General features: G+C 46.9%; 20 protein-coding genes. 6 read left to right on the top strand and 14 right to left on the bottom strand.

The genetic code is table 11. The features are described from left to right. Window positions 1–27 precede the first annotated feature (27 nt). On the bottom strand, window positions 28–492 hold the full coding sequence (gene yiaA / locus ABV409_RS03305; protein WP_353876123.1) for an inner membrane protein YiaA: 465 nt from the start codon (window positions 490–492) through the stop codon (window positions 28–30). Window positions 493–646: 154 nt separating this feature from the next. Between yiaA and ABV409_RS03300 the strand changes: the two genes are divergently transcribed. Together ABV409_RS03300 and ABV409_RS03295 are read left to right on the top strand one after the other, a co-directional pair. Further along, a complete protein-coding gene (locus ABV409_RS03300; protein ID WP_353876122.1) occupies window positions 647–2110 on the top strand; it encodes a hypothetical protein in 1464 nt (487 codons plus the stop codon). Between the two features lie 189 nt (window positions 2111–2299). Further along, window positions 2300–4606 carry a S9 family peptidase gene (locus tag ABV409_RS03295; protein WP_353876121.1) on the top strand — a complete coding sequence of 769 codons (2307 nt, stop codon included), beginning with the start codon at window positions 2300–2302 and terminating at the stop codon, window positions 4604–4606. 125 nt (window positions 4607–4731) lie between these two features. Here ABV409_RS03295 and ABV409_RS03290 read toward each other — a convergent pair whose 3' ends face one another. After that, the gene (locus ABV409_RS03290; RefSeq protein WP_353876120.1) at window positions 4732–5433 is read right to left on the bottom strand and encodes a DUF6503 family protein; all 702 of its coding nucleotides are present in this window, start codon (window positions 5431–5433) and stop codon (window positions 4732–4734) included. Next, window positions 5430–7715 (bottom strand): inorganic phosphate transporter, encoded by a 2286-nt coding sequence (locus ABV409_RS03285; RefSeq protein ID WP_353876119.1) that lies wholly within the window; start codon window positions 7713–7715, stop codon window positions 5430–5432. Before ABV409_RS03285 ends, ABV409_RS03290 begins: the two co-directional genes overlap by 4 nt. Before the next feature lie 240 nt (window positions 7716–7955). On the opposite strand from ABV409_RS03285, the gene ABV409_RS03280 reads away from it, so the two are divergent. After that, window positions 7956–8315 (top strand): toxin-antitoxin system YwqK family antitoxin, encoded by a 360-nt coding sequence (locus tag ABV409_RS03280; RefSeq protein ID WP_353876118.1) that lies wholly within the window; start codon window positions 7956–7958, stop codon window positions 8313–8315. A gap of 64 nt (window positions 8316–8379) precedes the next feature. Here ABV409_RS03280 and ABV409_RS03275 read toward each other — a convergent pair whose 3' ends face one another. Then, on the bottom strand, window positions 8380–8766 hold the full coding sequence (locus tag ABV409_RS03275) for a carboxypeptidase-like regulatory domain-containing protein (protein WP_353876117.1): 387 nt from the start codon (window positions 8764–8766) through the stop codon (window positions 8380–8382). 132 nt (window positions 8767–8898) lie between these two features. On the opposite strand from ABV409_RS03275, the gene dgt reads away from it, so the two are divergent. Continuing rightward, entirely contained in the window at window positions 8899–10248 is a 1350-nt protein-coding gene (dgt, locus tag ABV409_RS03270; protein ID WP_353876116.1) for a dGTP triphosphohydrolase, read from the top strand. On the opposite strand, the gene ABV409_RS03265 is transcribed toward dgt, so the two are convergent. Continuing rightward, a complete protein-coding gene (locus tag ABV409_RS03265; RefSeq protein WP_353876115.1) occupies window positions 10245–10601 on the bottom strand; it encodes a nuclear transport factor 2 family protein in 357 nt (118 codons plus the stop codon). The genes dgt and ABV409_RS03265 overlap by 4 nt on opposite strands. Next, the gene (locus tag ABV409_RS03260) at window positions 10598–12364 is read right to left on the bottom strand and encodes a 1-deoxy-D-xylulose-5-phosphate synthase (RefSeq protein WP_353876114.1); all 1767 of its coding nucleotides are present in this window, start codon (window positions 12362–12364) and stop codon (window positions 10598–10600) included. The genes ABV409_RS03265 and ABV409_RS03260 overlap by 4 nt, the downstream gene beginning before the upstream one ends. Before the next feature lie 61 nt (window positions 12365–12425). Between ABV409_RS03260 and ABV409_RS03255 the strand changes: the two genes are divergently transcribed. After that, window positions 12426–12875: a nucleoside deaminase gene (locus ABV409_RS03255; protein ID WP_353876113.1), complete on the top strand. Its 450-nt coding sequence runs from the start codon at window positions 12426–12428 to the stop codon at window positions 12873–12875. 71 nt (window positions 12876–12946) lie between these two features. On the opposite strand, the gene ABV409_RS03250 is transcribed toward ABV409_RS03255, so the two are convergent. From ABV409_RS03250 to aspS, 3 genes are all read right to left on the bottom strand, one after another. Then, entirely contained in the window at window positions 12947–13141 is a 195-nt protein-coding gene (locus tag ABV409_RS03250; RefSeq protein ID WP_353876112.1) for a cold-shock protein, read from the bottom strand. Window positions 13142–13479: 338 nt separating this feature from the next. Further along, window positions 13480–15261 (bottom strand): chloride channel protein, encoded by a 1782-nt coding sequence (locus tag ABV409_RS03245; RefSeq protein ID WP_353876111.1) that lies wholly within the window; start codon window positions 15259–15261, stop codon window positions 13480–13482. Between the two features lie 48 nt (window positions 15262–15309). Next, entirely contained in the window at window positions 15310–17058 is a 1749-nt protein-coding gene (gene aspS, locus ABV409_RS03240) for an aspartate--tRNA ligase (RefSeq protein ID WP_353876110.1), read from the bottom strand. Window positions 17059–17331: 273 nt separating this feature from the next. On the opposite strand from aspS, the gene ABV409_RS03235 reads away from it, so the two are divergent. Further along, window positions 17332–17679: a toxin-antitoxin system YwqK family antitoxin gene (locus tag ABV409_RS03235; RefSeq protein WP_353876109.1), complete on the top strand. Its 348-nt coding sequence runs from the start codon at window positions 17332–17334 to the stop codon at window positions 17677–17679. 75 nt (window positions 17680–17754) lie between these two features. Here ABV409_RS03235 and ABV409_RS03230 read toward each other — a convergent pair whose 3' ends face one another. The 5 genes from ABV409_RS03230 to ABV409_RS03210 form a co-directional block, all read right to left on the bottom strand. Beyond that, window positions 17755–21258: an efflux RND transporter permease subunit gene (locus ABV409_RS03230; protein ID WP_353876108.1), complete on the bottom strand. Its 3504-nt coding sequence runs from the start codon at window positions 21256–21258 to the stop codon at window positions 17755–17757. A 3-nt stretch (window positions 21259–21261) separates the two neighbouring features. Then, window positions 21262–22449 (bottom strand): efflux RND transporter periplasmic adaptor subunit, encoded by a 1188-nt coding sequence (locus ABV409_RS03225; protein WP_353876107.1) that lies wholly within the window; start codon window positions 22447–22449, stop codon window positions 21262–21264. Between the two features lie 36 nt (window positions 22450–22485). Continuing rightward, window positions 22486–23817, bottom strand: a complete 1332-nt coding sequence (locus tag ABV409_RS03220) for a TolC family protein (RefSeq protein WP_353876106.1) — start codon at window positions 23815–23817, stop codon at window positions 22486–22488. Further along, a complete protein-coding gene (locus ABV409_RS03215; protein ID WP_353876105.1) occupies window positions 23818–24423 on the bottom strand; it encodes a TetR/AcrR family transcriptional regulator in 606 nt (201 codons plus the stop codon). Between the two features lie 205 nt (window positions 24424–24628). Beyond that, window positions 24629–25054 (bottom strand): hypothetical protein, encoded by a 426-nt coding sequence (locus tag ABV409_RS03210; protein WP_353876104.1) that lies wholly within the window; start codon window positions 25052–25054, stop codon window positions 24629–24631.

Genomic DNA, 25054 nt, shown 5'->3' with positions numbered 1-25054 from the left:
CCCCCGAAGAGACCGACCCGACCCTACTTACACTTTGGGATCGTTATCTTCCAAAAATTTAATATCACGGGTATTTTTCTGAACGGCCACGGCGGCGAACAGGCTCAAGGTAAACGACATGCCGTAGAACCCTTTTTCGCTGAGTTCCATATCGGCATTCCATAGACCGATGATCAAGAGCAATATGGCCGCAATGGTGGTGAACCAGCTGATTCCATAATAGGCTTCGGTGACCGGCAGGCCTTCTTGGCGGTCGCGCACACTTTTTTGGACCGAGACCACTGAGAACAGTCCGAAGAGGAGCAAGGTGAAATAATACCCTTTTTCATTGAGCCACATATTGGCGTTCCATAGCCCGACACAGTAGGAGATCATCCCGATAAACAGGGCGGTCCATGCGGCAGAGATAAATGCCGGGGTCGGACGTAGATCGAATTGATCGTGCTTTTTGTCAATCAATCTTTCTTTCTTAGTTAAGGTTTCATGTTCCATAATTCAAAAATTTAAAATTGAATGGGACAAAGTTGGGGGCAATCCTTGGGCGATAAAAGACGTTATTTGACTAATTATAATGATAAAAAAATTATAAAAAAGTATGTAAATATTTAATAATAAGTATTTTACATATTATGTTTATAACGATAAAATGGAAGAAATTTCACAGCTTTTTCAGGTCCTTTCGCCCAAGGAACAACGTGAATTCGTGGCGTTGACCAAACAGCGCAACCGACGTCATGATACCAAGAACCTTGAATTATTGCGCTGTTTGGCGAATGGCGAACTCAAAGGCCTTGATGAACGGCTGTACCCTGGTGGATCGAAGATCCCCTATAATATGTTACGAAAACGGGTAAAAGACAACCTCATCGATTTTTTGGCCAGTAAGGCCTTTGCCCGGGAATCATCGGAAGAAATGGACCTTTTGAAATTATTGCTGGCCAGTAGGATCCTTTTCGAAAACGGGGTCCATAAAGTAGCTGCCCAAACCCTGCTACGTGCAGAGAAGAAAGCCGAGTTCATCGATGACCATTCCATTTTGAACGAGATATTCCAAACCAAGATCCAATATGCCCATCTCATACCCAGTTGGAACCTAAAAGATATCATTACGGCCTATGAGCGTAACCGGGACTTGCACCAAAGGGACATTAGCCTGAATTTAGCCTACGCGATCATACGTGATGAAATGAAGTCGAAAGGACAGGCCGAAATCGGCCCGGTCATCAGTCGGGCTTTTCGGATGTTTTCCTTGGAGCTATCTGAAGACCTTACCTATAAATCGCTTTACCAACTGATGGTCTTAACCGCAACGGCGGCCAAACTCCAGAACGATTACCATTTGGTTTCGGACGACATGGTCGCGCTCTTTATGGCAATGCGCTCTAAAGGACCCGTGCCCAGAAAATACCGCTATTATTATTTGAACATGTTGTATTTGATGGCGCTGACCGATTTTAGGAACAAACGTTTCGGAATATCCTTGTCCCGAATCGCTGAATTGCACGAAGCACAGGAGCAAACCAACAAAACCGGAACTGTTTTCGATAGAAAAGTACGGACTTTGACCGCGATGAACCATTTGTATTCGGGCGATATTGAAAAGGCGGAACATGAATTGGAATTGATCAAAGGAAACTCACCGAACACCGACCTTGCCCTGTTGATGTGTCGTTTTCAAAAAAGGGACTACGATGGGGCCTACCAGTTATTCAAGACTTTCGCGCGAACCGATGATTGGTATGAAAAGAAACAAGGCTGGGCCTGGGTTTTGAAAAAGAACATCATCGAAATTTTGTTGTTGATCGAACTTGATCGGTTGGAATTGGTCTTGAATCGCCTTGAACGGTTTACCCGCAACTTCAGTGCACGTTTGAACGAGTTCGGTGAAGGCCGAGTTTTGGTATTCATGGATTTCGTCAAGAAGTATTATGCCGACCCAGATTCGGTGACTACCGAAGCATTCGAAGCCATGGTCGAACGTTCGTTCGAATGGGTCGGCAGGGAACAGGAAGATATTTTCGTAATGAGCTTCTATGCCTGGTTGAAATCTAAGATGCTCAAACGGCCTTTGTATGAGGTCACTCTAGAATTGGTGACCCTTAACAGCTAAGATAGCGACCGAAAAAGGGAACCGGTAATTTCCGCTCATGGTCAAGCAAACTTCCGTTCAGCAAGGGCAATTTACCGCCGCCCATAATTGAGTTTGCTTCCCAAAGGGCATTTTCTAGTTTTGAGGGATCGGTTTCGTAACAAATCAGGAGGAACCGAGACACTTAAATAGTAATTAAAACACTAAAGCATGAAAACAATCAAAAAACGATCATTTGTAACCCTGGTAGCCTTTTTAATAGGGCTTGGCGCTTTTGCCCAGGAAATTACAGGAACTTGGAAAGGATCCCTTTCGGTACAAGGCACTGAAATGCCCTTGCTCTTCAACATCAGTGAAGAGGCAGGTACATTAAGTGCGACTATGGACAGCCCTTCTCAAGGAGCCACCGATATACCGATGGACGAAACCAGCTTCGCTGACAATACATTAACCATTGTCTTCAAACAAGCGGGCATCAAATATGTCGGGACCATGGATGCCGATAAAATCGATGGCACGTTTTATCAAGGAGGAATGGAATTGCCCCTGGTTCTTGAAAAAACCGAAAAGACCATTCCCGGCAATCCGACCTTGGTAAGCTCGGATAAAGATCTTGATCTTCTGGGCGAACTGGCCAAAGGGGATTATAGGTATACCGTCGAAGATTATTTTGCCAGACCCAAGGCCTCTTCCTTTCAGTTTTCCCCGGATGGAAAATATATGAGCTATCGTGAGAAGGATGACAATGCGAAACGGCACATCTATGTTAGGAATATCGCTACGGGCGAAATTACCAAGGCCATTGAAGAAGGTGAGGAGTTGGTGCGCGGCTACGCGTGGTTGAACAACGATCGCTTGGCTTATATATCGGATAAAGGGGGTGATGAAAACTACCATGTTTTCGCCGTTGATCTGGATGGTTCCAATGCAAAGGACCTTACGCCCTTCGATGGCGTACAGGCCCAGTTCTCGAATCTGTTGCGGGAAGACAAGGAACATATCATCGTGAATTTGAACAAAAACAATCCTCAGGTTTTCGAACCATACAAGGTGAACGTGATCACCGGTGAGCTGACACAACTATTTACCAATGATGATCCAGCCAATCCGATCATCGGATATGATTTCGATAAAAACGGTAAGCTCAAAGGGTACGCCAAACTCAAGAACGGTGTCGATCAGGAGTATTATTATGAAGATGGTAACGGAGGCTTTACCGTATTGAAAAGCCTGAACTGGAAAGACACCTTCGGCGTCCAAAATTTTGATTATGCCACCGAATACGAACACGATGCCTATGTGGTTTCCAACTTGGAAAGTGACAAGGCGAAGATCATTCGCTATGATTTAAAGGAAAACAAGATGTTGGGTGAGGTGTTCGCCAATGACGATTTCGACGTTTCCGATATGGGCTTGTCAAGAAAGCGGGGTTATGAACTGGATTACGTAAGCTATGAAGGCGACAAACAGGTCGTGGTACCGGTCAGTGAGACCTATAAAAGATTCCACGAACGGGTGACCTCAACTTTTCCTGGAAAACAGTATTCCGTCGCCGACGTGACCGAAGCGGAAGATAAAGTTTTGGTTTTTTTACAGAGTGATAAATTGTATGGCGAGTACCATTCATATGATGTCAACAAGGATGAATTCACTTTCTTGTACAATCTGATGCCCCAACTCAAGGAGGAGGATATGGCCGAGATGCGCCCCATTAAATTTACCAGTAGGGATGGATTGACCATCCACGGGTACATCACCTTGCCTAAAGCGGCGCTTAGCGGTGAGAAGGTCCCCGTTATCGTAAACCCGCATGGCGGCCCTCAAGGGATCCGCGATTCTTGGGGCTTCAACCCTGAGGCCCAATTGTTTGCCAGTAGGGGCTATGCCACGCTTCAGGTCAATTTCAGGATATCCGGTGGATACGGACGTGAATTTTTGGAATCCGGATTCAAACAAATCGGCCGAAAAGCCATGGATGATGTGGAAGATGGGCTAAAATATGTAGTGGACCAAGGTTGGGTTGACAAGGATAAGGCAGCCATTTATGGAGGAAGCCATGGTGGGTATGCCGTTCTTAGGGGCTTGACAAAGACTCCGGATCTTTATGCCTGCGGTGTCGATTACGTTGGGGTAAGTAACCTGTTCACCTTTATGGATTCTTTTCCGGAATATTGGAAACCTTATTTAGAGATCGTTCGGGAAATTTGGTATGATGAGACCATACCTGAAGAAAAGAAGATCATGGAAGAAGTTTCGCCTGTTTTTCAGATCGATAAGGTCAACAAACCCTTGTTCGTAGTTCAAGGTGCCAATGATCCAAGGGTCAATATCAATGAATCGGACCAAATCGTTGAAGCCCTCCGAAAAAAGGGTCAAGACGTTCCCTACATGGTGAAGTATGATGAAGGCCATGGCTTTGGTAAGGAAGAGAATCGCATTGAGCTCTATCGGGCGATGATGGGCTTTTTCGCCAAACATTTGAAAGACAAAGAAATGCAGGTTCCTATCAAGGGATAGTACGCCCTTTGAAACCGAATAACATCAGGTCGGCCGTTCTTACGGTCGGCCTTTTTTATTTCGTGCGGCAAGGGTATTTGACAATCGCCTTGAAATGTGATCCGGAATGGAAGGGTTTGTACGGGCTAGTCGAGGATGTCGGTGCCCAAGTAAGTGTCGTCGCTGTTGTAATACCAAGCCCGGGTTCGCGGCATTTTAATGCCGGAGACTTCCTTCAGACCGTCAAGAAGAATGTATTCCCCGTCATTCTTGCTCTCATCATGGAAGAATTGGTACACCTCCATGGCATAAGTCTCGGGATCAAAGTAAAAATACCAGGTGTCATCACCTACTTCGGCATCATAGGTGACTTTTAGGGTCAAGTAGGTCTTGCCCTTGAAGGTTTTACGTTCGACTTTCTCAGCAAGTCGAGTTCCCGGATCTTTAAGTTTCATAGGAAGTCCGTACAAATAGGTGTAATAATCCCGCATCATTCGACCACGATCGCAATGCAAGCGCAACCGTTCCCGATCCCCATCGGTGACTTCCGTCGATCCATTGAATGAAGTTTCACAATCGTTCCCTTTGAAACGGTAGACATAGGTGTCGGTATCTTTCGAGACTTGTAGTTCAAAGAATCGACGTGAAAAGTCGATGGCGATGGTACTCTTCCTATCCGAAGATTTGGGAGTTTCCATTCGAACGTTGAATTCTCCTTTGAATTCCTGCCAGTTTTGTTGGGGATCGTGAAAGGCAATGGCCTTTTCGAGCAATTCCGAAGCAGAAAGTTGGGCCTTGACCACGCCTGTGCAAAGGAAAGCCCCAAGGACGATAAGGTAACGTATCATGCTTCGGGTCTGGTTTTGATTCGGGCGGGCTCTACCGAACTATCATGTTCAACGAAAAACAACTCCATGAGGTTCATGACGACATTGATCAAGTCCTTGCTTTCCGTCAATAAGGAGAAGTACAAGCGGGTGTTTTTCGGACTGGATTCCTCGGTTCGGGTTCGGGCCACCTGTTTTTCGATCTTTTGATCGATCAATTTGGTGTACGATTCCCTACTGGCCAACATGCTACCGATTTTTTCGAAGGAACGGTTGCTGAAGGTCTCGGCGGTTTCTTCGAAGAATTTCTCCAGTTTGATATCCAAATCTTTCAATTCCTTGATCTGGTTGTACTTTAATTTTTTGTGGTTGTTGTTGACGTGGGTGTACCCGATTTTCGAAACGAATTCGAGTGATTGCCCCAGATCTTCCAAATGGCCCAGTAAGGCGATATAAAAATTACTGGCCCCACCCACACTTGATTCATCAAGATTCTTGATAAAGTAGAAAATGTTGTTCTGGAGGCCTTCGATCTCTTTTGACATCTTCGATACCCCCTTGTTGTTTTTCTTCAAGGCTTCAAGATCGTGTCGGGCCAAGCCGTTAATGGCTCCCGTATAGATCTTGTTCGTGCGTTTGATCATTTTGCCGATGTTGTCGGCACTTTCTTCAATGACCCCTTGGATCGAACTGCTTTCGGCCCTTCTCAAGCTATCTTCGGCCTTGATCACCTTGGTTTTTTTATTATGGGCCATATAGTTGCGGAGCAACAGGGCCGCAGCTGCCAACAGCAATAAAATCACTGCTACGAAGCCTCCAAGATGTAAGATATACGCAATAATAGCTGCTGCCGTAAATGCAGAAATGGCCGTAAAGAACCAGCCTCCGATCACGTTTAAGACACCTGCTACCCGATACACGGCGCTTTCGGCCCCCCAGGCCCTATCGGCCAGCGAAGTCCCCATGGCGACCATAAAGGTCACGTAGGTGGTCGACAGCGGAAGTTTCATTGAGGTTGCGATCGATATCAAAACACTGGCGACCATGAGATTGACCGCAGCCCTTACCATATCAAAAGCAGGCATATCCTGAACCTTGCTTTTCGGGACATAGGTATAGGGCGTTTCAAATTGTTCATCGATACGCTTTGCCAACGAAGGGGGTATGATGCTCGAAACACTTTCGGTTGCCGCGACACTGAACTTTACGATTTGTCGCGATAAGAAATTCGGTTGGAAACGTTCTTCACCTTCGTCTTGTCGGGAAAGGTCCACACTGGTCTTCACGACGCTCTTCGCCTTTGATGAAAACCATAGGGTGACGACCATGATGCCGCCCGATAATAAGAGCAAAAGGGTAGGGGTCCGTACCGCGGCGGTCAGCCCCTGCATATTGAAATCGGCAGCTGCGATTCCAGAACCTTGCCAATCTTGAAACGATTGCAAGGCAGCAATCGGGACCCCGATGAAATTGACCAGGTCATTTCCGGCAAAGGCCATGGCCAAGGCAAAGGTTCCCAATACGATGACGACCCGATAGATGCTCCAGTTTAAAAAAGTGGAACAGACCCATGAGATGAGCGTCCAAACGATAAGATTACCCAAAAGGAACAACTCGGTGGAATTGTACACGAATTCGACTATGGATTCGTCGAAAAGGTTGGCACTTTTCAAGCCTTTTACCAAGATGAAGTAGATGATGGCCGTAATCGCCACACCCCCGAAAAGGGATTCGACCCATTTTGGTTTATCCTCGAATTTAAAAGAGATCAGGACCCTTGAAAGGTATTGTACAATAGCGCCTATGGTAAAGGCTATGAAAACAGAGAGCAAAATCCCGAAAATGATCTCAGTGGCTTTTTCGGTGTTGATGTAACTGCCCAAATCGGAGAAACTGCCGTCTTGGGCGATGATCTTGACCAACGAGATGGCCACGGCCGCCCCCAATAGTTCGAATACAATCGATACGGTGGTCGATGTGGGCATCCCCAAAGTGTTGAAAAAATCCAAAAGCAGGATATCGGTTATCATGACCGCCATAAATATGATCATGATCTCGGCGAATACGAACTCGGTCGGATTGAATATCCCTTTACGGGCGACTTCCATCATTCCACTAGAAGACATAGCCCCGAACGCGATGCCCAAGCTCGCAACGATCATAATGGTCTTAAAGGAAATCGCCTTTGAACCGATCGCTGAATTCAGGAAATTCACTGCATCGTTACTGACCCCAACAACCAAATCGGTAATGGCCAGTACCGCTAATGCGACCACCATGAAAATGTAGATATTCTCGCCCATAGTGCTTTTTGAAAGTACGCAAAAATGCCATTATTATCGATGAAAGAGGTTAAAATAAGGTTATGAAAGCCCTTTCTCGCCCTGCTTTTGACCGGCATCGGCTACATGCAACGGCATTGCCTTTTGGACACTACGGGAATAAGCCGGAATGAAGGAAAAAGAATCAATGTTAATTAAATGTAAATTAATAGTTTATTTTTTGTAACTTTGTAACCACCCCAATCCAAAAATCTTCGCGTGATGAAAAAAACACTGCTGTTCACTTTAGCCATTCTAGTATCCGCCACCACCTTTGCCCAAAAGAAAGAGGTCATGAAACATAACGAGGCCACGAATCTGGTCGAGGCTACATATTTTCATGATAATGGGCAGATCAGTCAAATAGGCACCTTTGATACTAAAGGGAAATTGCATGGAAAGTGGACGAGCTTTAGCGAAACCGGTGAAAAATTGAGTGAGGGAGCCTACCTTAGGGGCAAACGAACGGGCACTTGGTTGTTTTGGAATGCCGATGTGGTCAAAGAAGTACGTTTCGATGAAAACGGGATCGTGAGTGTGGTCAATAAAGACTCCAATTCCGGCTTGGTCATTAAAGATTGATCCAGGAACGATATAAAAATCAAAGGGGCCCATCAGGCCCCTTTTTTATTTTTTAGGGAAGTTATTACTTCTGGTTCTCGGCCTTGGCATCGGCAGGAATCGCTTCAACAGCCGTTAACGACAAACCTGGAGAACTCCGACGCAATGCATGCATTTCGGAAAGGACTTCGGTCTGCCCACCCGCCTTGACCTCGATTTCCATTTCTTGCGATTCATATCCCAAAAAAGAAAGTTGCAACACATAGCTGCCCGGCTTTAAATCGGTGAACTCGAAGTTGCCGTGAAGGTTGGTTTGTGTCCGGTACGTAGTATTTGCCAAACTGACCGTTGCGAATAGCAAAGGTTCTCCGTTCATTTCAAGATCCAGGACCTTGCCTGAAATCTGCCCGTCGAATTGGGCTGTGGCCGTCAATGAGAACAGTATCGCTAAAAGGGTTATCGTTCGTTTCAAATCACGCTTGTTTACAAGCGGCAAAGAAAATGCAGTTAGGTTAAGTTATGGTTAGGGCTAGGTTAACATAGTGCTGAAAATAGGATTTCTTTCTAACACGAAGCTGTATCTTGCATCAAAATCGAACAGGGAATGGATTGGGAACGGCTCCTATCATTGAAACGCCACGGTGACCGTAGCGAAAGGTTGCGCATTGAACAAGACGATACCCGTTTGGGTTTTGAAGTGGATTATGACCGTATTATTTTCTCCTCTGCATTTCGCAGTTTACAAGATAAAACCCAGGTGGTACCCCTACCTATCCATATGGGAACCCATAAGGATTTTGTCCATACCCGATTGACCCATAGTTTGGAGGTCTCGGTCGTGGGTAGAAGTTTAGGGCGGATCGCAGGGAAGGCGGTCTTGGCAAAATATCCCGAATTGGTTGCAAAAGGGTACCATTTTAATGATTTTGGGGCCATCGTCGCCGCTGCAGCCCTGGCCCATGATATCGGCAACCCGCCTTTTGGCCATAGTGGGGAAAAGGCTATCGGTGTTTTTTTCGAAACCGGCCCGGGGAAACAATACCGACAGTTGCTCACTGAAACGCAATACCAAGACCTGATCGATTTCGAAGGCAATGCCAATGGGTTTAAACTGTTGACCGAATCCAAGGAAGGGGTGCCTGGTGGCTTGCGATTGAGCTATGCCACTTTAGGGGCGTTTACGAAGTATCCGAAAGCGTCGTTGCCAAAAAGACCTACCCCACATATTTCAGATAAGAAGTTCGGCTATTTCCAAACAGAGGAAACGTCCTTTAAAGACGTTGCCTTGGAATTGGGTTTAGCACCGAAAGCCAAGGGGTCTGGTTTTCATCGGCATCCGTTGACCTATTTGGTCGAGGCCGCCGATGACATATGCTATACGATCATCGATTTCGAAGATGGGATCAACCGCGGCTTCATTCCGGAGGAATTCGCCTTGGAATACCTGATCAAACTGGTCAAAGACAATATCAATAGCTCGAAGTACCACAAGATCAAGGCGACCAAAGACCGATTGGCCTACTTAAGGGCCTTGGCGATCAATACACTGATCAGAGAGGCCACTGAAATTTTCATTGCCAACGAAGAAGCGATCCGTTCCGGGAATTTTGAAACGGCCTTATTGGATAAATGCGCCTATACGGCCCAGATCGATGATATCATCAAGCTCAGCATCGAACGGATCTACCAATCGCCTGAAGTAATCGAAAAGGAATTGGCCGGCTATGCCATTATCGGGGAGTTGTTGGAGGTGTATACTTCAGCACTTCTGGCCAAAAAAGAAGGCAGGTCGAGCGCGTACCACAACTTGCTCTTACACACCTTGCCCGAACACCTTCAATCGGTTGAGGGATCTGCTTATGCGATTTTGTTGAATACCTGTAGCTATATTGCCAGCCTGTCCGATAGCGCGGCGGTTCAGTTGCACCAGCGCATATTGGGCGGAGTCGTTTAGGGAGCATCAGCCCTACCCAAATAGGCCCGTATCGAATTGATCTTATGCGCTTCGTTCACGCTGATGACATCGACAACGAAAAGTTCTTCGGAACCGTCAACGGTAATCTTCAGTTCCGCGGCCAAAGTCCGTTCATGGGTGAACATGTCCAATATGCTGATTTCAATGGTTTTTGCCGCTGCGAAGTTTTTTTTGGTTTCCGCCAAAGCAAGGGCTTTACCCCTGACATGGATTTTCCAATCCCTTAAGCTGATATCATCGGCGAATAAAGCTCCAACCCCATCGAGGTCCTTATCGGCATACTTTTGAAGGTAGTCTACACCAATCTGACGTAAGCGGGTGTCCGTTATCATGCTAAGGAGTTTAGGTAGGCGGTTACCGATTGGTTTTCGATACCGGCGATTTGCCACAATTCATCTGGAGTGCCATGGGTCATGAATTCGTCAGGGATACCGAAAACCTTGATGTGATTGCCATGCCCGTGTTCATTCACGTAGTCGACGACTGCACTACCGAAACCTCCTATTTCACAACCATCTTCCAGGGTGATGATATGATCGTAGCGCTGCAGCACCTCTTCTAAAAGTTCCGTGTCCAACGGTTTGGCGAATCGCATATCGTAATGCCCGAACCGTTCTTGGTCGTCTCGTTGCTGGATCAGCTCGGTAATTTGGTTCCCGATCGGGCCGATGGTCAGAAAAGCGATGGCATTTCCTTTTTTCAAACAACGCCCTTTGCCGATTGGTAGGGGTTCGAATTTCTGGCGCCAATCCAAAGTAACACCCCTCCCCCTGGGATATCGTATTGCGATGGGTCCATCGATTCCCAATTGCACCGTGTAGAGCATTTGACGCAATTCGATCTCATCCATAGGGGCACATAGACTCATGTTCGGAATGCAACGCAGGTAGGCCAGATCAAAGACCCCATGGTGGGTCGGGCCATCTTGTCCGACAAGTCCGGCGCGGTCCAAACAAAAAATGACCGGCAGCTTTTGTAGGGCCACATCATGGATGAGTTGGTCATAGGCCCGTTGTAAAAAAGTAGAATAGATATTGCAATACGGAACCAAACCTTGGGTGGCCATACCGGCGGCTAAAGTCACGGCATGTTGTTCCGCGATTCCCACATCGAACGCCCGTTCCGGAAATGCTTCCATCAAGAACTTCATTGAACTGCCGGTAGGCATGGCGGGGGTTATCCCTACGATTCGCGGGTTGTTTTTCGCGAGTTCGACGAGTGTATGTCCAAATACATCTTGGAATTTCGGGGGAAGGGCCGTAGTAGTTTTTGGAATCCGTTCTCCGGTGGCGACATCGAATTTGCCAGGGGCATGGTACACCACTTGATTTTCTTCGGCCTGTTGTAGGCCTTTGCCTTTGGTGGTGATGATGTGCAGCAAGCGCGGACCTTTTTGTCTTTTCAGGCGCTGTAACTCTGTGATCAATCCATCCAAATCATGCCCGTCTAGGGGCCCTGAGTAATGTAGATTAAGACATTCAAAAAGATTTTCATCTTTGGCAGTGCCCTTTTTGACATTGGTCAGGTAGTTCTTAAGCGCCCCGACGCTTGGGTCGATACCAATGGCATTGTCGTTCAGTATGATGAGTACGTTGGTATCGGTGACCCCAAGGTGGTTCAATCCTTCGAATGCCATACCGCTAGCGATGGACGCATCGCCAATAACGGCGATATGTTCACGTTCCGTTTCCCCTTGAATTTTGGAGGCCATGGCCATTCCCAAAAGGGCCGATATCGACGTAGAGCTATGCCCGGTTCCAAAATCGTCATAGGGGCTTTCGCTGCGTTTAGGAAATCCGCTGATACCGCCCATTTGCCGATTGGTGGCAAAACGTTCCCGTCGGCCGGTCAATAATTTGTGCCCATAGGCTTGGTGGCCGACGTCCCAAATCAACTTATCATTGGGGGTGTCAAAAACATAATGCAAGGCTATGGTCAGTTCAATGACCCCTAAGCTGGCGCCTAAATGTCCTTCTTTGGTGGCAACGACGGTGATAATGGCCTTGCGCAGTTCTTCGGCAAGTTGGGGCAATTGCCCTAAATGCAACTTCTTAAGATCGGCCGGCGAATCTATGACATCCAACAACGGTTTCATTCTTCAAAAATACCGAATCGCCATTGGATTCTGATTCGTAGTTTTGCACTTTGTTTTGCTTATGGTGAATCCGTTCGACGATACCTATTTTATGAAAAAGGCCTTGCAAGAGGCCGAGACCGCTTTTGCATTGGGCGAAGTTCCGGTGGGGGCCGTAGTGGTGGTCAAAAACCGGATCATCGGTAAGGCCCATAACTTGACCGAGCAACTGCACGATGTCACTGCCCATGCCGAAATGCAAGCCATTACGGCGGCCTCCAATTTTTTGGGGGGCAAGTACCTCAAGGGTTGTACGCTATATGTTACCCTTGAGCCCTGTCAAATGTGTGCGGGAGCCTTGTACTGGACTCAAATTTCAAAAATCGTCTATGCTGCTTCCGACCTTGAACGTGGGTACAACGTTATGGGCACAAGTCTACACCCAAAGACCGAAGTCGTGAGCGGGGTGATGGAAGCCGAAGCATCCGAGCTCTTGAAGCGCTTTTTCATCCAACGCAGGAATTTAAATTGAGCGGAAACCTTAGCGCATAAAAAACCCCGACCAATAGGTCAGGGTTCACAATCGTAAAGAATACTATATATTTAGCTGATTACCTGCACTTGTGCAGCAACCACTCCTTTTCTTCCTTCTTCTTCTTGGTATTCTACTTTGTCGCCTTCGTTCAGTTCGACCCCGTTCAATGCGGTGACATGAACGAAGATGTCTTTACCGGTGTCATCGTTGGTAATGAAACCATATCCTTTGGAATCATTAAAAAATTTTACTGTGCCAGTCATTAAAATGTGATAAATGTTAAAGTGCGAAGGTAGGTTTTTTAACTTTCACTGGTTCGAATATGCTATGAATTCTCTTGAAAATTATTGATTATCAGTTTTTTCGCCGTTTTTCATTTGCATTTTTTCAATATTTTCCTTCGTAAGCATGTAATCTTTCATTTTTTTCCCTTTGCTTTCCTTGAACAAAAAAAGGGGCATGGCCACGAAAAAAAGCCCAATGGTACCGAAACCGATGCATTTATTCGCCGTTTCGACCTCTGACTCATCAAGATTGAACCCGTAGATGATAGCGCCAAAAGAAGCTAAGACAATAAGTACGATTAGGTATTTCAATTTCATCATCTGGTATAATTGATCAGTTTTCTTCGGTACGCGGTGAGTAATTTGGATTTGGAAACGAAACCGGCATATTTGCCCTCCTTGATGACCGGAAGGTTCCAAGCACCGCTATCCTGGAATTTCTGCATGACCTGTTTCATCGCATCCTTACCATAAAAGATATGTTCGGGAGGTGCATGCATCAAATCTTTGACGAATATGGTTTCGTATAAGGTGGCATCGAACATGAATTCACGGATATCATCAAGCAAGATGATCCCCATCAACTTACCCTCACCATCCAAAACGGGGAAAAGGTTGCGGGTCGATTTTGACACGGATCCCTTGAGCATTTCACCCAATGCCATTTCTGGGCGTACCGTTTTGAAATTGGTTTCGATGACCTCGTCCAATTCCATCAAGGTCAATACCGTTTGGTCTTTGTTATGGGTCAACAGGGCCCCTTGTTGGGCCAGTTCTTTGGTATAGATGTTATAGTCCAAGGTGTTTTTGGTCACGAGGTACGATATGGACGCGGTGATCATCAATGGAACGAACAATTCGTAGCCACCTGTGATTTCGGCAATGAGGAAAATCGCGGTCAAGGGCGCGTGGATCACCCCGGCGATAAGTCCCGCCATACCGATCAAAGTGAAGTTGCTTTCCGAAACCTCAAAACCCAGACCAAGGTTGTTGATGACCTTGGCAACCACATTGCCCAAGGCACTACCCATCACCATGGTAGGGATGAAAATCCCTCCCGCACCCCCTGCGGCGAAGGTCGTGGTCATGGCGATCGCCTTGAAAATGGTGATGCCGAACAACAAGAGAATGACCACCCAGATGTTTTCCAAATAGGCGTCGAACGGGGTTCGGCCTAGCGCCTTGATATGGTCGCCATCAAGCAAGTTGTTGATAAAGGCGAAACCTTCACCATACAGTGGTGGGATCAAATACAACATGATTCCAATGGCGATCCCCCCGAACAGCAGTTTGTATTTCGGACTGCGCCATCGCTTGAATATGGAAAGGATGCCGAAATACATTTTGGTAAAGTATATGGAGGCCAAGGCGGTACCCCCACCGAGCAATACATAGAAGAGCGTGTCGTTGAGTTGAAAACCTTCGTTAAGCGAAAAGCTGAATAAAATTTCATTACCCAAAAAGAAGTAGGAGGTAAGCACCCCTGCGATGGAAGCCAACAACAAGGGTAAGACCGAAAGCATGGTAAGGTCCAAACTGAATACCTCGACAGCAAAAATGATGGCGGCGATCGGTGATTGGAAGATGGAGGCGATGGCGCCGGCCGAAGCGCAGGCCATGAGTAAGGATCGGGTTTTGGCGTCAATATGGAACAACCGCCCCAAATTCGAACTCAGGGCGGATCCCGATTCGACAGCGGGCCCCAATAGACCGACCGAACCTCCAAAACCGACGGTTAATGGCGCCGTGATCAAGGGGGCGTAGATTTTCTTCAATGCCAATACCCCCTTGTTTTTCGAAAGGGAAAAAAGGATCGATGATACCGCATGGCCCAGGGGTTGTTTATGAACGAATTTCACATAAAGGTATACTAGGGTAAGACCGATGACAGGTAGTCCGAAATACAATTGGTTTTCAGAAAAAACGATTCCCGCTTTGAGCAGGGCCTGAATGAAATAGGTGACGTTTTTTAGGGTAACGGCGACCAATCCGGCCAAGAAACCGACCAAAAGACTCATTAGTTGTACGAAGGTCTTGTTCGAAATATGCTTGTAGCGCCATTTCAAAAACCGGGTCAGCCAATTGTTCGATTTGCCCATTCAGGTCTGATTCTTAATAAAAGTATTAAAAATCCGAACGTTACCCCCTTAGCGATTAAATTTAAGATGAAGCTCTTTAAGCTGTGCATCGTCGATATCCGCAGGGGCATCGATCATGACATCACGACCACTATTGTTCTTCGGAAAGGCAATAAAATCGCGAATGGTCTCCTGCCCACCCAAGATCGCGACCAAGCGATCCAGACCGAAGGCGATACCTCCGTGTGGTGGCGCCCCATATTGGAAGGCGTCCATCAAGAATCCGAATTGCGCCTTGGCTTCTTCAGGGGTAAACCCTAAATGCTTGAACATGATCGCTTGGGTTTCCTTATCGTGGATACGAATCGATCCGCCACCGATCTCGTTGCCGTTCAAAACCAAATCGTAGGCGTTTGCCTTCACTTGGCCGGGTGCGGTTTCCAACAACTCCAACTGTCCGGGTTTGGGAGAGGTAAAGGGGTGGTGCATGGCGTGATAGGTGCCGGTTTCCTCGTCCAATTCAAGCAATGGAAAATCGATGACCCATAGGGGGGCGAATTCGTCCGGTTTGCGAAGGCCCATGCGTTCGGCCAACTCCATGCGCAGTGCACTCAGTTGGCTTCGGGTGCTGTTGGCTGGCCCTGAAAGCACCAATATCAAATCGCCCGACCCGGCGCCTGTGGCCTTGGCCCATTGGGCAAGGTCTTCTTGATCATAGAACTTATCGACCGAAGACTTATAGCTTCCGTCCTCGTTGCATTTGACGTAGACCATTCCTTTGGCCCCGACCTGAGGGCGTTTTACCCAATCGATCAATTTGTCGATTTCCTTTCGGGTATAGGTGGCTCCGCCCGGAACGGCGATGCCGACCACCAGTTCGGCACTATTGAATACATTAAAATCTTTGTGTTGGGCAACGGGGTTCAGCTCACCGAATTCCATTCCGAATCGGATATCGGGCTTGTCATTGCCATAACGCTGCATGGCCTCATCATAGGTCATGCGAGGAAATGCTTCGACATTGACCCCTTTGATTTCCTTAAGCAAATGTTTGGTCAAACCTTCGAAAGTGTTCAAAACATCTTCTTGGGTCACAAAAGCCATTTCACAATCGATCTGGGTGAATTCGGGTTGCCGGTCGGCCCTGAGGTCTTCATCGCGAAAGCACTTAACGATCTGGAAATACTTGTCGAGGCCACCGACCATCAAGAGTTGTTTGAACGTCTGTGGTGATTGGGGAAGGGCATAGAATTGTCCTTCGTTCATCCTACTGGGCACCAAGAAGTCACGGGCCCCTTCTGGGGTCGATTTGATTAAATAGGGGGTTTCAACGTCGACAAATCCTTGGTCGGTCAAATAATTACGGACCTCCATCGATACTTTATGGCGAAAAATAAGGTTGTCCTTTACGGGATTCCGACGAATATCAAGGTAGCGGTATTTCATTCGAAGGTCATCGCCCCCATCCGTTTCATCTTCGATGGTAAATGGAGGTAAGAGCGATTCGTTGAGGACCTCCAATCGGGTGACCAACAACTCGATGCTGCCCGTAGGCAGATTAGGGTTTTTCGAGGCCCGTTCGATGACGGTGCCTTCGACCTTGACAACGGTTTCACGACCTAGCCCGCGAGCCTTTTCCATCAGTTCGGAAGCCGTTCGATCTTGATCGAATACCAATTGGGTCAGACCGTATCGATCGCGAAGATCGACCCAGACGACAAATCCTTTGTCCCTGATCTTGTGGACCCACCCACTCAGTTGTACGCTTTCCGAAATATGTGCTGAGCGCAGCTCTCCGCAGCTATGACTTCTGTACATGGCAACAAATTAGATGTGCAAAGGTAATGAGTTAAAACGGGCTACTTCAAATGATTTTTGGTCAAACACGAATTACCGTTCACGGGATATTCGATACCGTTCATACATTTTACCTGTCGCTTTCCATCAATTTTAAATTTTGTAAAGCATTGAAAAACAGTGAGTAATAATTCTAATGTAAATTTAATGTTATGTAAATGTTTTTTAAAAGTAAAATAAAACATAACTTTGTAACGTTAATGTTATAGAATAGAAACTTTAAACCCATATACAATGAAGAAGGCAATACTAGTAGTAGCAGTGATGGTTTCAATGTTTGCCCAGGCGCAAGAAATCGAACCGACATTTGAAAAAGTCGGGGACATGGTAAAGGCTACCTATTTTCACGACAATGGTCAAATCGCACAGACCGGTTATGTGCTGAACGGAAAGTTACACGGACAATGGTTGATGTACGATGTGGTCGGAACGAAAATCGCTTCGGGCAAGTATGTCGAAGGAAAACGTTCGGGCAAATGGTTTTTTTGGGAAGGTGAGGTCTTGAAAGAGGTCGATTTCAAAGATAACCGTATGGTAAGCGTCAAGAATTGGAATACTTCCGAATCGGTCGCGATCAACTGATCGATCGTAGTATTTTGGATGTAAACAAAAGCCCCGCCAATTGGCGGGGCTTTTTTTATTTGAAAATAATGGCGTTTATGCAGCGATATCCATGGTCGGTTCGGCCTGATTGGCTTTACTGCCAGAAACCCGCAACCGTATTTTGATCCGGTAGACGATATTGAACAATACCGGTACGATGATCAAGGTGAGGAAGGTAGCCACGATCAATCCGAAAATAACCGTCCAAGCCAATGGTCCCCAGAAAATGACATTGTCACCTCCGACATAGATTTGCGGATCGAAGCGACCAAAGAGGGTCACGAAATTGATGTTCAGGCCAGTGGCCAAAGGGATCAATCCGAGTACCGTGGTTATCGCGGTCAAGATAACAGGGCGCAAACGGGCTTTACCACTTTTGATAATGCTTTCGGTCACTTGTTCACGGGTCAATAGCTCTTCGTCTGAAATACCCAGGGTGACTTTCTTACGATCGATCAGTATTTGGGTATAATCGAGCAGTACCACCCCATTGTTGACCACGATCCCGGCCAATGAGATGATGCCCATCATGGTCATCATGATCACGAACGGCCAACCAGTGGCGACCAAGCCCCCGAAGACCCCAATAAAACTCAAGAAGATGGCCATCATAATGATGGCTGGTTTCGAAATACCACCGAACTGGAAGATCAAGATCAGCATGATCAATCCCAAACCTGAGAAAAAGGCACCCATTAAAAAGGCTTGTTGTTTAGCCTGTTCTTCAAGCTCACCGGTATAATCGATCTTGACACCAGCTGGCAAGTCCTTGAAGTTCTCCATTTCCTTTTTGATCTGATCCACGATAATCGTGGCATTACCTCCTGGTTTTAGCCCAGAATAAACGGTCACCACCCGATTTCCATTAATGTGTTTGATCGCATTGAAAGACGAAGTGTTCTTGCGGGTAGCTACTGCCGAAATCGGTATCTCCTTGATCTGGCCCGTAGCCTGATCCCGAAAGATCATGTTTTGGTTAAAGAGGGCACTCGTATTGTACCTCAGATCTTCATTAAACCTGACATTGATGTCATAATCTTCACCGTCCTTTTTATAGACACCGGCCTTATCACCGAACAAGGAGCGACGCAATTGCTGGCCAACCTGACCTACGGAGACCCCTAGTTCCCCAGCTTTTTGGCGGTCGACGGTGACCTGCATACCAGGGCTGCCTTTATTGACATCGACCTTGAGACCTTCCATACCATCGATACTCTTGGTATTGATATAGTTTTTCATCCGCTCGGCGACGCTAATGAGCGTATCGTAGTTCTTTCCGACCAATTCGATATTGACTGGATACCCGGCCGGCGGGCCGACCGCGTCTTTTTCCACTGAAATGATAACTCCAGGATAGATATTGGCCAGTGCGGTCTGGATACGCAAACGCAGCTTCTCGGTATCCAAACCTTCTCGGAACTTGAATTCCTGCATCGACAAGGTAATCTTACCACGGTGGGGCATCTCAGCGGCTGAACCGGCTTCGGTAAACGGGTTCTCAGCACCTTTACCTACCTGTGAAACCCCAGTATCGACCAAAAAGTTTTCCCCATCTTGTTTGATGTACTGTTCGTCTTTGATGATCTCGTACACCTGTTCTTCAATAGCTGCCGTCAAGAGATTCGTTTTATCGATATCGGTACCCTGGGGGTATTCGATGTATACATAGATTTCTTTGGGGGTATTGTCAGGGAAGAACTCCAACTTGGTACGCTGACTACCCACCGAGACACCGAAAGCCATAAAGGCGGCTATCAACAACAAGATGGTACAACCGAAATACCAATACACATTGCGTCCGCGCAAAGCGTGCTTCAGTCGGCGTTCGTACCAGTTTTCAAGACGCACCAAACTGTGTTTTTGAAAACGGGTCGCCCAGGGTTTCAAAAAGTATTTGTACACCCAAAACTGGCTAGCGACCACGATCATCAAGGTCCCCAGACCGCGAACCGGTCCGCCGACGATGAAAATGAATAGTCCGAATCCGCCAAGGATCAAGGTAATGCGTATCAATTGTTTCACGGTCAAGGTCTTTTCACCCAATTCCATAAAACGCGATACCAACATGGAGTTCATGAAGATGGCAACGAACAAGGAGGAGCCAAGGACCACCGACAAGGTGATGGGGAAGTAAATCATAAACTCACCCATAATACCAGGCCACATGCCTAACGGTACGAAAGCGGCCACAGTAGTCGCCGTTGATATAATGATCGGTATAGCGATTTCGCCGATTCCTTTTTTAGCGGCTTCCTTGCGTGACATGCCTTCTTGTTCCATAAGGCGGTAGACGTTTTCAACAACGACCACCCCGTTATCGACCAGCATACCCAGACCCATGATCAACCCGAACAGGATCATGGTATTCAAGGTATACCCCAGTGCTGAAAGGATCATGAACGACATGAACATCGACATAGGAATCGCAAACCCAACGAATAGGGCGTTTCGGAATCCTAGGAAGAACATCAATACCGTAACCACCAAGATGATCCCAAAGATGATGTTGTTCACCAAGTCATCGACCTGGCTCAGTGTACTGCTACTGCTATCATTGGCAAAACTGATGTTGAGGTCTTCCGGTAGGTAATCGGTTTGGGCTTCGGCTACGATTTCGCGGATTTTTTTAACGCCTTCGACATCGTTTTTTCCTGAACGTTTCTTGATATCGAGCATCACGACGTTCTCACCCATTTCGCGGGCATAGGTCGTCTTGTCTTCTTCGGTGAAGCTGACTTCGGCGATATCCCTCAAATAGATGGCCCCGTTTTCCGATTTGACGACGAAATCATCGAGTTCCGAAGGATCTTCGATTTCCCCCGTGATCCGAATGGTGCGACGTTGCCCACTGGTGATCAGGTTACCTGCCGACATGGTCATGTTGCCGTTGCCGATGGCTTGGATGATATCATCGAAGTTTACCTTGGCCGCCATCATCTTATTGATGTCTACCGCTACGGCCACCTCTTTGTCTTGGGCCCCTCTGATATCGACCTGTTTGATTTCTTCAAGGTTCTCAATTTCGTCTTCGAGCAATTCAGCGTATTCCTTTAGCTTTTCAACCGGATAGTCACCCTTGATATTGACATTGAGGATCGGGAAGGACTCGGCAAGGTTGAGGTCGAACACATTCGGTTCTACCTTGGCCCCGTTAAAAATGGGCCAGTCTTCGCTGGCTTTTTCGCCATCGACCTCGTCTTTAACTTCCTGTTTGGCCGCTTCGACCGAAATGCTTTCGTCGAATTCAATGACCACCATGGAGTAATCCTCTTGCGAAGTCGAGGTCATCTCAACGAAATTGCTGACATTTTTCAAGCGATCTTCTAGGGGGTCGGTGATCAAACGCTCCATATCCTCGGCCGTATTGCCCGGATAAATGGTACTCACATAGATCTTGGTCTCAACCGCTTCAGGAAACTCTTCCCTTGGCATTGAAAAGTAGGAGGAGATTCCGATGAACAGGAAAATGGCGATCATCACGTAGATTACCGATGGGTTGTCAATGGCCCATGAAGACAATCGAAATTCCTTATTTGCGTTCTTTTTGGCTTTTTCCATAGTCTAGTTATTTGCGGTTTCTACCTTGTCAAGTATCTTGACCTGTTGGTTGTCACGAACACTTCGAGCCCCTTCAACGATAATTTGGTTGCCTGCTTCGAGACCGTTTAGGATTTCAACGAAGTCTCCTTGGGTTTTTCCGGTTTCGACGATTACCCTTTTGACAATGATCTCTTCTTCTTTCTCACTGGTTGCCAAATAGACATATTGCTCACCCGCCGCATTTTCAGAAACCACACTTTGTGGGATCAATACCGCCTCCGGATTGGTGTAGTCATTGATTTTGGCAACGGCCGTCAAATTAGGCTTTACCCGGCCGTCTTTATTCGGTACGGGAATCTCGACCGTGAACGATCGGTTCCCAGGATTGATGAAGTTGCCCGTTTGCCGGACCTTGGTGGCCACGGTCTCACCCAAGACCGGGAAGAACACCTCAACCGATTTTCCGGGGGTTACGTTCGGTAAATGGGATTCAGGAACTTCGACTTCAACATACATATCACCCAAATTCACGATTCGAAAGACTTCCGATCCCGGCCCCGGACTAACCACCGTACCCTGATCTTTGATCACGTCGTCGATGATTCCGCTGAACGGGGCGCGAATGGTCGATTTCGCAAGTTGGCTTTCAAATTGCTTGACCGCGCTTTCTTGGGTCTCGTATTGGGTCTTGGACTGGAGGTACTGGATTTCGGATCCGATATTCTGCTCCCAAAGTCGTTTTTGACGTTCGTATGTGGTCTTTGCCAGGGCCGCTTGCGTTTTCAATTGGGCCAATTGGCTAGATAGACCGCCGTCGTCAATAGCGGCCAACAATTGTCCTTTGGCGACTTTTTGCCCTTCTTTGACATAAACCTTGTACAAAGTGCCAGCCATTTCAGGGTAGACCAATACATTTTGCTTGGTCATCACATCACCTTGCAATTCGAGATAATGCTCAAAATTTTGAAGTGCCACATCCAAGGTAGTGACCAGCGGAAGGTTGGCGTTTTTGTCCATTGACGCAATCGCTGAATCCAACAGGGCGACTTCTTCTTCAAGGGTCTTTTGGGTCGCTTCGAGTTCCGTTCTTTTGGCACGGATCGATTCCAAGTCTTGGGTCGCGATGACCGATTCGACGGTTCCTTCCCCACCACCACCGCAAGAGGCGATCAATAAGGCGAAAAGGATACTGCTCACTAGTTGTTTCATTGTTTTATCGTTTTGTGTGTATGATTGATTTGTTTTTTAGTTGTTCAATACGGTTTCGAGGGTCGTCTTGGCATTGATGACATCGACCATTGATTGTAAATATTCTTGTTGCGTCGCATACAATTGCGTCTGGGCTTGACGCAGTTCGAAACTGGTGGCCAGACCTTCCGAATACTTGATTTGGTTCTTGTTTTCGATACGTTCTGCCAAATTCAGATTGTCTTTGGAGGTCTCGTATTCTTCGATGGCCAAAATATAATCGCTTTTGGCGCTTTCCAGCTGCAAGCGGATCTGTTCTTCGGCTTCGGTCAACTGCGTTTTGGCTTTTTCATAGGCGATTTTGGCGCGTTGGGTGCTCGCACTGCGTCCTAAGGAACTGAAAATCGGAATGTTCAGGTCGACCCCGAAATTCGAAAAACCGAACCATTGCTGGCCGCTGCTCAAGAAATTGAAATCATCACTGAACGAGTTGCCCCCGTAATTAACAAAGGCATTCAGCGTAGGCAGAGCCCGGCTTTTCGCCAATTTCAATTCAAAATAGCGCTGCTCGTTGAGGTTGTATACCAATTTATAATCAACGTTGTTCTCCATAGAGAACCCTTCGTCCAAAATACCAAGGTCGATCTTTTTTTGGGTCAGGGCATCGAGGTTTTCGGTCAAGATCGTTTGGGTCTCGATCGGAACACCCATCATGAGGTTCAACATCTGCAAGGTGATTTTCTCCAAGCGTTTCGAATTCTTCAACTGGCTTTCGATGGAGGATAAGGTGATTTGCAATTGATCCACACTTTCTTCGTCGCCCAATCCGTTTTCGTAGATGCGTTTGGTCTCATATAGGTTTTTGGCCAAGGTGGCCTTGTTTTTTTCCAAAATCAATACACTCTCTTGAGCCAACAGCACGTTGCCATACGCTTCGACGACGGCTTTGCGCACGTCCAAGTCGGTCTTCTCTTTGTTGTTCTGACTGTAACTCAAAAATGCCCGGGTGGCCTGTACCCCGACAATGTACGAGCCATCAAAGATCTGCTGTGTCAGGGTCGCCGTGGCATTCGCCGTTTGCGCCTGGCCAAAGACCACTTCGGTAAAAGTGCCGGGCTCGCCACCGAAAAATTCGGCTGGGATCTGGGTCACGGGCTGCTTTAATTGGTTTTGATAACTGATGGCCCCACTGATCTGGGGTAGCCCGGTGGCAATGGTCTCCCATTTCTGTTTTTGGGCATCGACCAGGTCACGGCCGGCGTTGATCGCCTGATAATTATGCTCAAGGGCGTAGGCGATGGCCTCGTCGAGACTGTATCGATTGCCTTCGACCTGTGCGTTGGTAAAGCAGGTAAATGCCAGGGTTACGATTAAGATGATTGTTCGCATTTATTCTTGGTTTGAATTGATGATTTCGTTTAATATTTTCCTGCCCTCTGGGGTTACGATACCCCGTAGGTGGTATTCTAGGTAATTGTCCATGAGCTGTGTCATGGTGAATATGCGCTGCGGAAAAAAGGTGTTGTCCTTGATACTGGTCACTCCTGAAAAATAAATCCGTGAAACGAATTCCACATTGAGGTTGGCCCGGTAGATGCCCAAATCGATCCCGCGTAAGACATTGTCTTTTACGCAGTCTTGCATGACTTCGAATTGCTTGCTTTTCAAGGATTCGTACAACTGCGGATAATATTTTTGCAATTGGTATTGCGGTGAGGACTTCTCGTCCTTCAAATGCAGCATCACGAATTTTTTGATCTCATAAAGCTCTTCGATCGGATTTTTGCGCAGGGCAACGATTTGGTTGATCCCATCGGAAATGAACCAAAACAGGTTCAAGGTGCTTTCTTCGACCAATTTGGTCTTGTTTTCGAAGTGGGAATAGATGGTCTTTTTTGAAATACCCATCTCATTCGCCAAATCGTCCATGGTCACACTTTTGAACCCCAAGGTCAAGAACAGTTCGGTGGCCTTATGTAAGATTTTATCCCTCATTTGAGCCGCCAAAATTAAACAGGAAACTTTTAAAACAAAAAAAGTTTCCTGAGTTTTACATTTATTTAACGCATCCTTAGATCCTGTCAAATATCATTGTCCATGACGAACGAATCGAATTGATTTGGACCGATTGGGTGTTTTTGGTGCTGAATTGTGGTAAAATCCCCTGAACCGTGGAAAGTTACCGAACAAATGCAGCCGCTCAGTCAGTTTTTTCATCGGCTTCATGGTCTTCAACGAATTTTTTAAAAGCGGTTTCCCCTTCTTCTTTCCAAAAGCGGTCGTAAAGTTTCCATTCTTCTTGGTCCTTTTTCCAAGAATTGCAACGTTCCTTGGTCCGCTTTTCCCATTTTTTCGATTTCGATCCTTTGTTCGATGAGGATCCTCCACCACCGAAACCGAACAGCAGTTTCGCGAGTACCATAACCCCGACGGCTTGCCAGTAGGAGATGGTGCCCAAATCGAAGATGTCGGGCATCAACCAATTCCAAAGCCGCATGAGTACATAACAGGCGAGAAAGAATAGCCCGATGATGAAAATCGCGAATACGAAGACCTTGACCCCTTTGGTCACATAGTGTTTTACTTTTCGCTCCATACGTTCTTCTAGATGTCTTTTATGTTCCAT

Source organism: Flagellimonas algarum (genome assembly GCF_040513375.1).
Lineage (GTDB): Bacteria > Bacteroidota > Bacteroidia > Flavobacteriales > Flavobacteriaceae > Flagellimonas_B > Flagellimonas_B algarum.
This window is presented reverse-complemented; position numbering and strand designations above follow the sequence as displayed.

Coding starts and splice junctions, on each gene's coding strand:
- ABV409_RS03230 (WP_353876108.1), bottom strand. CDS start 21,258: ATGGAAAAAGCCAAAAAGAACGCAAATAAGGAATTTCGATTGTCTTCA.
- aspS (WP_353876110.1), bottom strand. CDS start 17,058: ATGTACAGAAGTCATAGCTGCGGAGAGCTGCGCTCAGCACATATTTCG.
- ABV409_RS03265 (WP_353876115.1), bottom strand. CDS start 10,601: ATGATAACGGACACCCGCTTACGTCAGATTGGTGTAGACTACCTTCAA.
- yiaA (WP_353876123.1), bottom strand. CDS start 492: ATGGAACATGAAACCTTAACTAAGAAAGAAAGATTGATTGACAAAAAG.
- ABV409_RS03220 (WP_353876106.1), bottom strand. CDS start 23,817: ATGCGAACAATCATCTTAATCGTAACCCTGGCATTTACCTGCTTTACC.
- ABV409_RS03245 (WP_353876111.1), bottom strand. CDS start 15,261: ATGGGCAAATCGAACAATTGGCTGACCCGGTTTTTGAAATGGCGCTAC.
- ABV409_RS03260 (WP_353876114.1), bottom strand. CDS start 12,364: ATGAAACCGTTGTTGGATGTCATAGATTCGCCGGCCGATCTTAAGAAG.
- ABV409_RS03225 (WP_353876107.1), bottom strand. CDS start 22,449: ATGAAACAACTAGTGAGCAGTATCCTTTTCGCCTTATTGATCGCCTCT.
- ABV409_RS03250 (WP_353876112.1), bottom strand. CDS start 13,141: ATGACTGGCACAGTAAAATTTTTTAATGATTCCAAAGGATATGGTTTC.
- ABV409_RS03255 (WP_353876113.1), top strand. CDS start 12,426: ATGGTGAATCCGTTCGACGATACCTATTTTATGAAAAAGGCCTTGCAA.
- ABV409_RS03280 (WP_353876118.1), top strand. CDS start 7,956: ATGAAAAAAACACTGCTGTTCACTTTAGCCATTCTAGTATCCGCCACC.
- ABV409_RS03235 (WP_353876109.1), top strand. CDS start 17,332: ATGAAGAAGGCAATACTAGTAGTAGCAGTGATGGTTTCAATGTTTGCC.
- ABV409_RS03295 (WP_353876121.1), top strand. CDS start 2,300: ATGAAAACAATCAAAAAACGATCATTTGTAACCCTGGTAGCCTTTTTA.
- ABV409_RS03215 (WP_353876105.1), bottom strand. CDS start 24,423: ATGAGGGATAAAATCTTACATAAGGCCACCGAACTGTTCTTGACCTTG.
- ABV409_RS03290 (WP_353876120.1), bottom strand. CDS start 5,433: ATGATACGTTACCTTATCGTCCTTGGGGCTTTCCTTTGCACAGGCGTG.
- ABV409_RS03210 (WP_353876104.1), bottom strand. CDS start 25,054: ATGGAACATAAAAGACATCTAGAAGAACGTATGGAGCGAAAAGTAAAA.
- ABV409_RS03300 (WP_353876122.1), top strand. CDS start 647: ATGGAAGAAATTTCACAGCTTTTTCAGGTCCTTTCGCCCAAGGAACAA.
- ABV409_RS03285 (WP_353876119.1), bottom strand. CDS start 7,715: ATGGGCGAGAATATCTACATTTTCATGGTGGTCGCATTAGCGGTACTG.
- dgt (WP_353876116.1), top strand. CDS start 8,899: ATGGATTGGGAACGGCTCCTATCATTGAAACGCCACGGTGACCGTAGC.